General features: G+C 70.9%; 9 protein-coding genes, 1 tRNA gene and 1 pseudogene. 6 read left to right on the forward strand and 5 right to left on the reverse strand.

What is annotated here, in order from left to right; genetic code table 11:
- Positions 1 to 22 precede the first annotated feature (22 nt).
- Positions 23 to 883 carry an intradiol ring-cleavage dioxygenase gene (locus ACWDEW_RS45295; RefSeq protein WP_450521686.1) on the forward strand — a complete coding sequence of 287 codons (861 nt, stop codon included), beginning with the start codon at positions 23 to 25 and terminating at the stop codon, positions 881 to 883.
- A 35-nt stretch (positions 884 to 918) separates the two neighbouring features.
- Positions 919 to 1,949, forward strand: a pseudogene (locus tag ACWDEW_RS45300) (maleylacetate reductase).
- Between the two features lie 23 nt (positions 1,950 to 1,972).
- Here the strand turns inward: ACWDEW_RS45300 and ACWDEW_RS45305 are convergent.
- The gene (locus ACWDEW_RS45305) at positions 1,973 to 2,551 is read right to left on the reverse strand and encodes a TetR/AcrR family transcriptional regulator (RefSeq protein ID WP_450521688.1); all 579 of its coding nucleotides are present in this window, start codon (positions 2,549 to 2,551) and stop codon (positions 1,973 to 1,975) included.
- A 147-nt stretch (positions 2,552 to 2,698) separates the two neighbouring features.
- Between ACWDEW_RS45305 and ACWDEW_RS45310 the strand changes: the two genes are divergently transcribed.
- From ACWDEW_RS45310 to ACWDEW_RS45325, 4 genes are all read left to right on the forward strand, one after another.
- Positions 2,699 to 4,165, forward strand: a complete 1,467-nt coding sequence (locus ACWDEW_RS45310; RefSeq protein ID WP_450521690.1) for an MFS transporter — start codon at positions 2,699 to 2,701, stop codon at positions 4,163 to 4,165.
- Positions 4,166 to 4,191: 26 nt separating this feature from the next.
- Entirely contained in the window at positions 4,192 to 4,938 is a 747-nt protein-coding gene (locus ACWDEW_RS45315; RefSeq protein ID WP_450521691.1) for an NUDIX hydrolase, read from the forward strand.
- Between the two features lie 87 nt (positions 4,939 to 5,025).
- Positions 5,026 to 5,940: a YceI family protein gene (locus ACWDEW_RS45320; protein WP_450521693.1), complete on the forward strand. Its 915-nt coding sequence runs from the start codon at positions 5,026 to 5,028 to the stop codon at positions 5,938 to 5,940.
- 60 nt (positions 5,941 to 6,000) lie between these two features.
- A tRNA-Pro gene (locus ACWDEW_RS45325) sits at positions 6,001 to 6,074 on the forward strand.
- 142 nt (positions 6,075 to 6,216) lie between these two features.
- Here ACWDEW_RS45325 and ACWDEW_RS45330 read toward each other — a convergent pair.
- From ACWDEW_RS45330 to ACWDEW_RS45345, 4 genes are read right to left on the reverse strand one after another with little or no spacing between them, the layout of a single operon-like run.
- Positions 6,217 to 9,315 carry an alpha-N-acetylglucosaminidase gene (locus ACWDEW_RS45330; RefSeq protein ID WP_450521695.1) on the reverse strand — a complete coding sequence of 1,033 codons (3,099 nt, stop codon included), beginning with the start codon at positions 9,313 to 9,315 and terminating at the stop codon, positions 6,217 to 6,219.
- A gap of 20 nt (positions 9,316 to 9,335) precedes the next feature.
- On the reverse strand, positions 9,336 to 10,250 hold the full coding sequence (locus tag ACWDEW_RS45335) for a beta-glucosidase (protein WP_450521696.1): 915 nt from the start codon (positions 10,248 to 10,250) through the stop codon (positions 9,336 to 9,338).
- On the reverse strand, positions 10,247 to 11,185 hold the full coding sequence (locus ACWDEW_RS45340) for a hypothetical protein (protein WP_450521698.1): 939 nt from the start codon (positions 11,183 to 11,185) through the stop codon (positions 10,247 to 10,249). Before ACWDEW_RS45340 ends, ACWDEW_RS45335 begins: the two co-directional genes overlap by 4 nt.
- Positions 11,182 to 12,627 carry an alpha-L-fucosidase gene (locus tag ACWDEW_RS45345; RefSeq protein WP_450521700.1) on the reverse strand — a complete coding sequence of 482 codons (1,446 nt, stop codon included), beginning with the start codon at positions 12,625 to 12,627 and terminating at the stop codon, positions 11,182 to 11,184. The genes ACWDEW_RS45340 and ACWDEW_RS45345 overlap by 4 nt, the downstream gene beginning before the upstream one ends.
- Positions 12,628 to 12,635: the final 8 nt, after the last annotated feature.

The raw sequence follows: 12,635 nt of genomic DNA on the forward strand, positions 1-12,635 counted from the left end.
CGTATCCGGTAGGGAGCCGTAAATGACCACTCACGCCACCGTCACGGACGAGGCCGTCGCGAGTCTGCGGGACACCGCCGACCCGCGCCTGCACGAACTGCTGTCGGGCCTGATCCGGCATCTGCACGCGTTCGCGCTGGAAACCCGGCTGACCCAGGCGGAGTGGGAGCGGGCGATCGGCTTTCTGACGGAGACCGGGCAGGCCTGCACGGACACCCGGCAGGAGTTCATCCTCCTGTCGGACGTGCTCGGCCTGTCGATGCTCGTGGAGACCATCAACGGCGACCGCGAGGCCGGCGCCACCGAGTCGACGGTCCTCGGCCCCTTCCACATGACCGAGTCGCCGGTCCGTGAACTCGGCGCGAACATCGACCTGGTGGGCGGCGGCGAGCCCTGCGTGGTCAGCGGCCGGATCGTGTCGGGGGACGGCACCCCGCTCCCCGGCGCCCTCCTCGACGTGTGGCAGGCCGACGGCAACGGCTTCTACGACGTACAGCGCCCGGACGTCCAACCCGCGGGCAACGGACGGGGGTTGTTCACCGCCGACGCCGAGGGCCGCTTCTGGTTCCGCACCTGTGTGCCGAGCCCGTACCCCATCCCCACGGACGGCCCGGTCGGCGACCTCCTCAGGGCGACCGGCCGCCATCCCTACCGCCCCGCCCACATCCACTTCATCGCCTCGGCCGACGGCCACACCCCCGTCACCACCCACATCTTCGTCGCGGGCAGCGACTACCTCGACTCCGACGCCGTCTTCGCAGTCAAGCAGAGCCTCGTCGAGGACTTCACCCCGACCGAAGACCCGTCCCTGGCACGTGAGTTCGGCATCGACAACCCCTTCCGGCTCGCACAGTTCGACCTCGTACTGGAGCGGCGCTCGTGAGGGGCTTCCTCGACTTCGCCTACGAGGCCCAGCCCATGCGGGTCGTCTTCCGCCCCGGCGCGGCACTGACCGCGACCGCCGGTGAGGCCGAACGGCTGGGCCTGCGACGGGTGTTGGTGCTCTCCGGTGCCCGTGGCGCCGACACCGCTCGGGCCGTCGCCGACTCGCTGGGCGACGCGTGTGCCGGGGTGCACGCCGAGGCGAAGATGCACGTCCCGGTCGAAGTCGCCGACCGCGCCGTCGAGTTGGCGCGCTCGCTGGGCGCCGACGGGTGTGTCGCGGTCGGCGGCGGCTCGTCGATCGGCCTCGGCAAAGCCATCGCCCTGCGCACCGGCCTGCCGCTGATCGCCGTGCCCTCCACCTACTCCGGCTCGGAGATGACCCCGGTCTGGGGCCTCACCGAACACGGCGCCAAACGCACCGGCCGCGACCCCGCCGCCCGGCCCCGCAGCGTCGTCTACGACCCCGAACTCACCCTGGAACTCCCCGTACCGCTCACGGTGACCAGCGGCATCAACGCGATCGCGCACGCCGTGGAGGCCCTGTACGCCCCGGACACCTCGCCGTTGATCGCGATGATGGCGGAGGAGGGCCTGGGGGCGCTGGCGGACGCGCTCCCCGAACTGGCCGCCGAGCCGCGGTCGTTGGAGGCCCGGAGCCGTGCGCTGTACGGGGCCTGGTTGTGCGGTTCGTGCCTCGGCGCCACGACCATGGGCCTCCATCACAAGCTGTGCCATGTCCTCGGCGGCACCTTCGGCCTGCCGCACGCGGAGACGCACACGGTGGTGCTGCCGTACGCGCTGGCGTACAACGCGCCCGCGGCGCCGGAGGCGGCGGCCGCCGTGGCCCGTGCGCTGGACGCCGAGGAAGCTCCGCGCGCCCTGTGGAATCTGGCGCGGCGGCTCGACGCACCGCGCTCGCTCGCCGAACTCGGCCTGAAGGAAGGTGACTTGGCGACGGCGGCGGCGCAGGCGGTGAGCCAGGCGTACGCCAACCCCCGCCCGGTCACCGAGGACGGGTGCTCGCGCTGCTGCGGGCGGCGTACGAGGGAACCGCCCCCGTGTAGTCAGCGGTTCGTGCGGACGGTGGTCAGTGGTTCGTGCGGACGCCGTCCAGCGCGATCGCCAGGACCCGGTCGCGCTGGGTGTCGTCCACGAACGTCGTCCCGGTGATGCCGGCGACCATCCGCAGCAGATCACCGAAGTCCATGTCGGTGCGGGCCACGCCCGCCTTCTGCGCGCGCTCGAACAGCGGGCCGCCCGCCGAGAACATCGACTCGCGGCAGGTCCCGAAGATCTCCGAGTCGTTCTCCAACGCCTGGCGCACCGCCTGCTTGGTCACCATGTAGCCCGCGAAACGGTTCAGCCACGACGTCAGCGCCTCCCACGGCTCCAGGCCGGCGAAGTCCAGGGCGGCCTGGCACAGGGAGTTCACCTCGTCCGCGTAGACGCTCTCGAAGAGGGCCCGGCGGGTCGGGAAGTTGCGGTAGAGCGTGCCGATGCCGACGCCCGCGCGTCTCGCGACGTCCTCCAGCGAGGCTTCCGCGCCGTGCTCCGCGAAGGCCTCGCGGGCGGCGGCCAGCAGGGCGTCGTAGTTTCTGGCGGCGTCCCTTCGGTGGGGGCGCTGGGCCGCGACGATTTCGCTGACGGGGAACGGCTGGGCCGTCACTGGTGCCTCCCGGGCGGACTCGGTTGAACCGGAGGTATGCCTCCGCTATGGTGGAGGGGTACCTCCACTTTAGCAGTGGCCGGTGCGTACCGCCGTGCACGTGTGCGTGCGGACGTGCCCTGCCCGCTTGTTTCGGAGAGGCTCTCCATGCCCCGCACATCCACCACCCGCCTCACCTTCGCGGTCCTCGCGACGGGAGCGGGCGTCTTCTCCATGCTGCAGTCGCTGATCGCGCCGGCCCTGCCGACCGTCCAGCACGCGCTGCACACCTCCCAGTCCACCGCGACCTGGGTGATGACGGCCTATCTGCTGTCAGCCTCGGTCTTCACCCCGATACTCGGCCGCGTCGGCGACCTGATCGGCAAGAAACGCACGCTCGTCGCCGTCCTGCTGGCCGTCCTGGCCGGCTGTCTCGTCGCAGCGCTCGCGCCCAACATCGGCGTACTGATCGTCGCCCGGGTCGTCCAGGGCATCGGCGGCGCGCTGTTCCCGCTCTCCTTCGGCATCATCCGCGACGAGTTCGACGCGTCCCAGGTCCCGGGCAGCATCAGCAACCTGTCCGCCGTGATCGCCGCCGGCGGCGGTGTCGGCATGGTGGCCGCCGGACCCATCGTGTCCGCGCTCGACTACCGCTGGCTGTTCTGGTTCCCCGTCGCCATCGTCGCCGTCACCACCCTCATCGCCCTGCGCTACGTCCCCGAGTCGCCGAGCCGCGCCGACGGAAGCGTCAACTGGTCCGGCGCCGTGCTCCTTTCGGGCTGGCTGGTCGCTCTGCTGCTCCCGCTCAGCCAGGCGAGCCGGTGGGGCTGGGGCTCCATCCGGGTCGTGGGCCTGTTCGCCGCGGCCGTCGTACTCTTCGCGGCCTGGCTGTACGCCGAGGCCCGCTCCCGCAGCCCGCTCATCGACCTCAAGGTGATGCGCCTGCCCTCCGTGTGGACCACCAACACCGCCGCGCTGCTCTTCGGCGCGGGCATGTACTCGATCTGGTCCTTCCTGCCCGGCTTCGTCCAGACCCCCGCGTCCGCCGGCTACGGCTTCGGTGCCAGCGTCACCGCGTCCGGGCTCCTCATGCTGCCCATGCTGGTCGCGATGTTCGTCTCCGGTGTGCTCAGCGGCCGGCTGGAGCCCGTCGTCGGCGCCAAGGCGCTGCTCACCACCGGTGCCGCACTCGGCGCGGTCGCCTGCGGGATCCTCGCCCTCTGGCACGACCAGCAGTGGCAGATCGCCCTCGTCGCGGGCATCTTCGGCCTCGGCATCGGACTCGCCTTCGCCTCCATGGCCAACCTCATCGTCGGCAGCGTCCCGCCCGAGCAGACCGGCGCCGCGACCGGCATGAACGCCAACATCCGCACCATCGGCGGCTCCATCGGCGCCGCGGTGACCAGCGTCCTGGTCACCGGCCGGCTCCAGGCATCCGGCCTGCCGTACGGCTCCGGGTACACCCACGGATTCGCGCTGCTCGCGGTGCTGCTCCTCGGCGCCGCGCTGGCCGCGCTCCTGGTGCCGGCACGGCGGGCCGGCCGTGGCGGAGGAACGACCGTCGGCACCTCCGAGTCGGCGCTCCTGAAGGCGGAGGAGGAAGCGTCGGTGATGGCTCCCGGCGCCCTCAACTGACCCGGCCGGTGTGCCGGCATGAGCCGATGATCGAACAGAGCGCGCGGCGCCCCGGCGCCGAACTCCTGGACGTCCACCGGCTCAGGCTCGTCGAATCAGCCGCTCCTCGGCTCACCCCCGAGGAGCGGCTCGCCATGAACCGGGCCTGGGACGACCTGGTGCGTGCCAACCCGAGTTTCTTCGACGGGCCGGTCGTGGTGTGCGCGGGCGCGGAACGGGAGGGCCCGTACGACCTGGTCGTGTCCTGGGTCAGAACGACGTACCGGCATTTCGCCCTGCGACGCGTCCCGGGCCACGCCTCGTCGATGCCGGCCCTCTTCGCCTCCGTCCTCCAACCCGCCGACGACGGGCGGCTGTTGGTCGGACGCATGTCGAACTCCACCGCGGCGCCGGGACGTTGGCAACTGCCGGGAGGATCCGTCGAACCGCCGGACGGCGACGACCCCCTCGACTTCGAGGCCCTGCGCCGCCACGCCGCACGGGAGTTGGGCGAGGAGGCCGGCATCGACGTCCCGCCCGAAGACCTCACGTACTGGAACGTCACCCGCGCCGGGAACGGCAGCGTCGGCGTCCTGTTCCGCGCCCCGTCCCTCCCGGAGGCGCGCCTGCGCGAACGATTCGAGAACGTGGTGGCCGCGGAGACGGCACAGGGCCGCGAACCGGAACTGAACCGCATCGCCCTGATCTGCTCCCCGGACCGACTCCCGGACCTGGCGGGCCCGCACGCGGACTATCTGGAGCCGATCGTCCGCCGCTACGCGGAAGGCGGCTGAACGGGTGTCTCGATATGAGACACCCGCGGGGACGACGAAGCCTTCAGGATCGGCGGAGCACGACTGCTGTGAAGAAAGGTGATCACCATGGCCCTCGCACTGCTCAGGCGCTGGCTGCCCCAAGGCGCCTCCGCCCCGGCGGCGGGCCTCTCGCTCCCCCTCCCACCCGGCGCCGGCGGCCTCGGCCGTGAGATCGTCGACCCGATGGGCTCGCCCATGGCGTCCGCCGAGGTCACGGTGACGGCCCTGGACTCGCACCGCGTCACCGCCTCCGGTACGACCGACCCGTACGGCTTCTTCCTCGCCGCACTGCCGCCCGGGCGCTACAGCCTCCTCGTCTCGGCCCAGGGACTCCAGCCGCACCAGGAGACGGTGGAGATCGCCGCCGGGACCGCCGCGCCCACCGAACGCGTGTGGCTCCAGCCCGGCCGCGCCCAGGAACTCCCGCCGCCCGGCACCTGGCTCTTCGACCCGCCGCACACCGCGATCCGCTTCATCGCCAAGCACGTCGGCATGGCCCATGTGCACGGCCGGTTCGAACGCTTCCAGGGCGGCATCCAGATCGCCCAGGAGGTGACCGAGTCCAAGGTCCAAGTCCGCATCGACGCGTCCAGCATCACCACCGGCAACACCACGCGGGACACCCATCTGCGCTCCGGTGACTTCCTCGACGTGGAGCGCTACCCGTACATCGACTTCACCAGCACCCGGTTCGCGTACCGGGGCGGCAGCAAGTGGACCCTGCAGGGCTCGCTCACGATGCACGGTGTGAGCCGCTCGGTGAACCTGGACACCACCTACCTGGGCACCGTCAACGGCGGCTACGCGGAGGAACTCCGCTGCGCGGCCCTCGCCACGGCCGAACTGCACCGCGAGGACTACACGTTGAACTGGCGCAGCATGCTCGCCCGGGGCATCGCGGTCGTCGGTCCCACGGTCCAGCTGGAGCTGGACATCCAGGCGATGTACCGCACCCACGACACCCCGACGCCGCCGAAGTGACCCGGCGCATGCGGTAAGGTTTACCTGCGCGTTCACCCGACCGACCGGGTGCGACGCGACCGGGACGTGGCGCAGCTTGGTAGCGCACTTGACTGGGGGTCAAGGGGTCGCAGGTTCAAATCCTGTCGTCCCGACTTTTCGAAGTCGTAGGTCAGGGGTCGTTTCAGAGGAGATCTGAAACGACCCCTTGATCATTCTTGGGGACCGGTTGGGGACCAGCGCACTTGACGGGGCTGTGGCGCACCTTGACCCGGTCAAGGTGCGCGGTCGCAGGGATCAGGTCACCGTGAATGCGTCGAACGTGGCACTGCCCCGTGTGCCGGTCCATCCGTTGGCTGCGGTCATGAAGACCCCGACGTCCTGTGCGGCGGCCGCGCCTCCCGGAGTGGCACTGCCCACCGTCGTCCAGGTGATGCCGTCCGTGCTGGCCTGACCGGTGTACGAGGCGCCGGACCTGGTCAGTCGCAGCCGCACCGGGGCGGTGAACGAGCCTGACAGCGCGATCGAGTCGAAGTGGCCGTCACCGTCGGTGTCCCAGCTGAGCGCACAGCCGTTGGACGGTGTGACCGCAAGGTTCACATAGCCCGTGCTCCCCTGGGTGCCCAGGTCGTTGCGGACGACGAGGCCCGCCCGCGCCCAGCCCCCGGTCGCGTCCTGCGACGTGACCGTGACCTCGGCCACGGTTTTGTCGCCGTACACGCCCGCCCGGTACACCGCCCCGAACTCGTTGGTGGCGCCCCACAGGTCGGCCCCGGCACCCTCGACGGCGATCTCGTCGCCGGCCTGGCCGAACACGGCGTCGTTGTAGGAGACCGTGCGGTACGGGTCGCCGACCCCGGCCGCGGTCACCAGCCGGACCGGCGCGACCGCCTTCCCACCGCCCGCGTAGGCCGCCGCCGCGACGACCTGGCCGACCAGGTGCGTCGGCTTGCCCGCCAACGAGACCTCGAAGCGAGCGGTGATCGTCTCGCCGGAGGCCACCGACGCCGTACGCACCGGATCGAGCGGCTTCACCGCCATGCCCTCGGGGGCCGTGACGGAGAGGGCCACGTCGCGTGCCGTCGCGAACCCGTTCCTGTTCGTGAAGGTGACCGTCACCGTCGCGGGCCGGCCCTCGGCCACCGCTCCCCGGTCGGCCCCCGCGCTGAGGGCCGCCTGATGGGGAGTGCCGGCGAGCAGGTCGCGCACGCGGCGGGCCAGGGCGTACTCGGAACCGTGGGGCACGGTCGGGTGCGTCTCGTGCCCGTGCGCCCAGCGGTCCTCCAGGGCGAACCAGTCGATCGTCGCCGGGTCCTTTCCCGTGGCGAGTGCGTCGAAGTACGTCCTCCAGCGGGTCCGGTACAGGCCGCCGACCAGCCCGGACCACTCCCGGTTCGCGTAGTCGTGCAGGCCCTCGTCGCTGCTGGCGCGTCCGCCCCAGGTGGTGAGGAGGGAGCGGACGTCGTATTCCAGGCGGTCCTTCTCGGCCCGGTCGGCGCCCCAGGAGCGGGCGTCGGCGAGCCACGGCCCGAGCAGATGCTGCCCGGAGGTCCCCAGCAGGTCGTCGAGGAGGTCCATCCAGCCCAGCCAGGTCCCGGTCAACCTGCCGAACAGGGCCTTCTCCCCGGCGTCGTACGCTGCCTTGATCTGCGGCAGCAGGACCCGGCTGCGGTTGGACAGGACCTGACGGGCCACGTCGACGACGTCGTACCGGTAGGCCGAGCTGTCCCTCAACTCCCCGCGTACGGCGAGGAGTTCGGTGAGCGCGCTGTCGAAGACCGTGGTGTCGTAGCGGTCCTTCTCCGGGCCCCAGGCGGCGGCCTTGTTCGCCGTCAGGCTCGGCCGGGCGCCGAACAGGCCGTCGGGTGCCTCGCTCCAGGAGTCCGCGCGGGACATGTTGTACGCGGTGTCGCGGATGGTCTGCCAGGCGGCGGCGGCGTGCCGGTCGGGGCCGCCGTAGCGGGAGACGGCGTACGCGGCGAACCAGTTGTCCAGATCGACGGTGCCGGGTGTCCAGGCCAGATCGGTGAGGAGGGCGAGGGCGGGTGCGTTGTTGTTGGCGGCCTCCGGCATCGCCGCGATACCGGCGAGTGAACTGCCCTCCTTGTCACGCCACTTGGGGTACTGCTCCACCCAGTCCGGGGCGTTGGCGCCCGTCGGGGTGTGGCCGCCGAAGTTCCAGATGCTGCCGAAGGCGTACGGCGTGTCGCCCCAGTCGCTCTCCCGGTCGGTGACGGTGGTGTAGCGGTCCGAGAGCCCGTCCACGATCAGCATCCGGCTCTTGTCGACGCCGTCGAGCAGCGCCTTGGACGGGTTGGTCTGCCAGCCGAGAATCGCCCAGACGGCCCCCGGGTGGGCCTTCTGCAGCGCCGCCTCGACGGCCTTGGCGGCCTCGTCCACCGGCACGTCACCGGGGTTGCCGCCCTCGTGCAGCAGGTCCATCTTGTACATCGTGCTCGCGCCGAACCGTTGCGTCTGGGCCCGGTAGAACGCGGCGGCCACGTCGTCGAAGGCAGTGGTGCGCGGGTCGAGCCAGTCGGGGCGTTTGAAGGCGCCCCAGGTGCCCTGCGCCACCACCGCCGCGTCCCCGCCGTGCTTGGCCGGGAAGTCGTCCGGGACGGTGCCGTAGTAGCCCGGCAGGACCGGCGTCATGCCCAGGTCACGGACCCGGTCGACGATCTTCTCGGCGAGCGCGGCACGTCGCTCGATGAGCTGCCGGGAGATCGGTCCGCCGAAGCCCGACATGTTCTGCAGCAGCCACCAGGGCTGGTGGGCGGGGGTCGGGATCCAGGCGCGCAGCGCGGCGTCGGAGTAGCCGAAGCGGCGGAAGGTGTCGTAGTACACCGCGTCGCCGCCCATGTAGACGAGGACCCGGTTGACTCCGTGCAGGGCAAGCACGTCCAGCTCGTGCTGCCAGGCGTCCCAGTCGCGGTAGGCGCCGGTGTAGCCCTCGTTGGTGTCGTTGAAGGCGAACCGGTGGGGCACATTGGCCGTTCCCGTGATCTCCCCGGCGGGCGCGGGCAGGGTGTGCGGCAGGTTCAGCTGCTCGCCGGTCCAGGAGACGGAGGCGTGCGCGGTCCGCCGCAGGTAGGTGTGGAGGCCCGCCAGCAGCACGCCGGTGCTGGTGCCCGCCACCGCAATGTGCCCGGCCCGGCCGGTGACCCGGAAGCGGTCGGTGCCGTCGTCGACCGCCCGCAGGGTGACCTGCCGGTGGTGGTCGGGAAGCAGCCGCTGCAGCGCGGCTGCGGCGGGAGCGGTGTCGAACGGGGCGCCGCCGGCCGCGTACGCGCTCTGCGGGCGGGTCAGTAGCGCGGCGCCGCCCAGCGCGGCCGCACCCGTGAGGATCCGTCTGCGGGTGACGCCGGTGATGCCGAGGTCGCCTCGGTTGTCGTGCATGAACGTCCTTCCGGCAGAGCTCAGTTGATCGTCATGGCGAATATGTGCAGGGCGGGGACGCCCGACTGGAGACCGTCGCTGACGTGGGGCAGGACCAGGGAGCGCAGCTCCTTGTCGGCCGCCAGATCGACGCCGAAGGTGAACAGGCTGACGGGGTTGGCGTCCCGGCCGGTGGCGATGTGGCGGTACGGCACCACGACCGCGGCGGAGGAGCTCGTCCCGTACCAGTCGTGGACGGCGACCGAGAACGCCTGCTCCGTACCGTCGGCGTAGACGACCTTGCCGTCACCCCTGCCCTCGCCCCAGGTGCTGGTGCCGAGGAAGGACAGCCGGGAGCCGGAGCCGGACAGCAGCACGGTCTGGCCGACGGAGACGACGTTGTCGAAGTTGCCGGGCGCGGTGTCCGGCCAGGTGAAGGTCACGCCGTCGTACGTGACCTCGGCGCCTGGAGTCAGTCCCACCGACGACAGCGCCTCGGCGGACAGACTGGAGTTCGAGCCGTCGATGTCGGCGACGGTAAGGGCGTCGTCGGAGGCGATCCCCGAGTTGTCGAAGGCCCCGGGCAGCGAGCGGTACGGAAGCACGACGGAGGAGCTGGCGCGGGTGCAGTCGGAGCCGTGCCGGTGCACGTCGAAGAGGGCGTGCGCGGTGAACACGATCCGGCCCTCGGCGTCGTCGGCGAGCCGGGTCCGCCAGGTGCGGGTCACCGACCGTCCGGGCGCAAGGCTGCCCAGGCTGTCCGGTTCCTCGGTGTCGTCCACGGCGAGATAGAGCACGGTGCCGCACAGCGCGATCCCGGTGGTGTTGGTGAGGGTGGCAGTCAGGGTCACGGCCCTGCCCGGCTCGGGTGCGGGCGGGGTGACGGTGAGTGAGACGGGCGGCGGGAGGAAGTCCTCCTCGGGGAGGTAGGCGTTCTCGGGTCGGTAGGCGTTCACGACTCCTCCACGGTGAAATGGTCGAACACGGCCCGGACCGTCGTGCCGGGATAGTTGAGGTTCACGGCGCTCGCCACCACGCCGGCGTCCAGGACGTTGCTCGCGGAGGGCACGGTCACACTCGCGATCTCGTTCCAGGCGAGGCCGTTGGTGGTGGAGTACGCGGTGTAGGTGGTGCCGGTGCGGACCAGGCGCAGCCAGGCGGGATGGGTGGAGGCGCCGCCGCCGGCCCAGGTGTCGAGGTGTCCGTCGCCGTCGCTGTCGGTCATGAACTCCACGCCGTACGACTGCGACATGGTGAGCACCGCGTAGCCGCCCTTCTCGGGCGCGGTCAGGTCGTTCGCGACGGCGATCCCGTACTTGGCGCTCGGATTGTCGCTCCCGGTGAGGCTGACCGTCTTGACCTGCACCACGCTCGACGCGGCGGCGGAGCCGGGAAGGAGGATGCCGCCCTTCTCGTCACGGCCGCCGGACAGGTCGGCGCCGCCCACCCAGATCACCAATTGGCCGCCGTACTGGCCGAATTGGGCGCCGTCGGCGGTGGCGAACGTCCGGTACGGGTCCCGCACCCCGTTCGGCTCGTAGGGCACGCTGACGGTCTTCGCGGCCCGCGTGCAGTCGGCGCTGTGTCCGTCCACGTCGAAGAGGACGTGCGCGGTGAATGCGACGTCCCCGGCGACGTCGGTCGGCATCGACGTACGCCAGCTGCGGGTGAGCTTCGAGCCGCGGCGCAGATCACCGAGCGGGATGGTGCGGGCGGCGGTCGCGCTGCCCGGGTCCACCAGGTACAGGACGGCGCCGCGCAGCGGGAACGGGCAGTCGTTGACGAGGACCGCGGTGGCGGTGACGGCGTCGCCGCCGAGCGGTTCGGCGGGTTCGGTGGTGACGGTGAGGGTGGGACCGAGGGTGTCCGTATGGGTGCTCACGCTGCTCATCGCCGCTCCCAGTCGACGGTGAAGGTGTTGGCGATTTCGCTGGGCAGCGTGTCGGGGACGCTGATGTGGACCTTGCCGTCGGAACGCGTGCAGTTCAGCGGCCTGTCGTGGCCGAGAAGCCGGATCCGCGAGGTCGCGGAGAGAGGGATGTCCGCGGGCACGGAGAGGGTGCCGCGGGGGGCGCCCAGCACGATGATGTTGAACTTGCCCGGGCTGACGGTGTACCGGATGCCGAGCGGACTGCCCTCCTCCTCGGCCCGCAGCCAGGGCGTCGAGCCGTAGATCGCGGGCCCGTTGACCTGCAGCCAGGCGCCGATGTCCCGCAGCCGCCGCTGCATGACGTCCGGGATGGTGCCGTCCGGCTTGGGCCCGATGTTGAGCAGCAGGTTGCCGTTCTTGCTGGTGACGTCGGCGAGCAGATGGACGAGGAACTCGGAGGTCTTGTAGTCCTCCTCGATCTCGAACTTGTTGTAGCCCCAGGAGTAGCCCATCGTGATGCAGCACTCCCACTTCTGGGCGTCCATCGTGGGGTTGGTGCGCTGTTCGTAGGTGGCGTAGTCGAAGTGCGTGTCGAAGCGGTCGTTGACCACGACACCCTTCGGCTTTCTGCGGTTCTTGGCCTGGTTGTAGAAGTGGGCGAGGGGCTCCTCGCTGCGCCACGGCGGTTCGCCGGTCGGCCGGAACCACTGGCCGTCCGCCCACAGCAGTTCCGGGTCGTAGCGGTCGATGATCTCGTACAGCTGCTTCAGTTCGTAGTCCCCGATGTAGTCGTCGACCGGCTTGTAGCCGGTCATCGGGACCTCTTCACCGGTGTAGAAGTTCTTCATCGGCCGGCCGATCGCCGGATTGAAGAACTCGCCGAGCGAGTAGTACAGGCCGGGCCGCACGGTGCCGCGTCTGCGGGCGGCCGTAATCAGCTCGCCGACCAGGTCGCGCTTCGGGCCGTACTTCCCCGCATGACGGTCCGTCACCTTACTGGGCCACAGGGCGAATCCGTCGTGGTGCTTGCTGGTCAGCGTGAAGTACTCGGCGCCCGCCTGCTCGAACAGCCGCACCCAGGCGTCCGGGTCGTAGTTCTCGGCCTTGAACTGCGGGATGAAGTCGTCGTAGAGGAAGTCCTGGCCGTAGGTGTCGCGGTGGTACTTCCAGGTGGGGTCGGTGTCGAAGCTCTGGTACCACAGGTACCACTCGGCGGCCATCTGGCGGGCGGAGCCACCGGGCACGGAGTAGGGACCCCAGTGGATGAAGATGCCGAACTTGGCGTCCTTGTACCAGCGCGGCACCGGGTGGGTGTCGAGGGATGCCTTGGTGGCCTCGTAGTCCGGGCTGCCGCCCCCGGCGATACCGCCGGCGAGGGCCTGGGCGGTGCCCGGCGGTGCGAGCAGCACGCCGGCGCCCAGGGCGGTGGCTGTGGTCAGGAAACCTCTACGGCTTGGCGTCACGGAAATGC

It is taken from the genome of Streptomyces sp. NPDC001100, assembly GCF_053598575.1.

Bases quoted from the DNA above. Each gene is read 5' to 3' on its own strand.
- ACWDEW_RS45330 (WP_450521695.1), bottom strand. From the start codon at position 9,315: ATGCACGACAACCGAGGCGACCTCGGCATCACCGGCGTCACCCGCAGA.
- ACWDEW_RS45295 (WP_450521686.1), top strand. From the start codon at position 23: ATGACCACTCACGCCACCGTCACGGACGAGGCCGTCGCGAGTCTGCGG.
- ACWDEW_RS45340 (WP_450521698.1), bottom strand. From the start codon at position 11,185: ATGAGCAGCGTGAGCACCCATACGGACACCCTCGGTCCCACCCTCACC.
- ACWDEW_RS45320 (WP_450521693.1), top strand. From the start codon at position 5,026: ATGGCCCTCGCACTGCTCAGGCGCTGGCTGCCCCAAGGCGCCTCCGCC.
- ACWDEW_RS45310 (WP_450521690.1), top strand. From the start codon at position 2,699: ATGCCCCGCACATCCACCACCCGCCTCACCTTCGCGGTCCTCGCGACG.
- ACWDEW_RS45315 (WP_450521691.1), top strand. From the start codon at position 4,192: ATGATCGAACAGAGCGCGCGGCGCCCCGGCGCCGAACTCCTGGACGTC.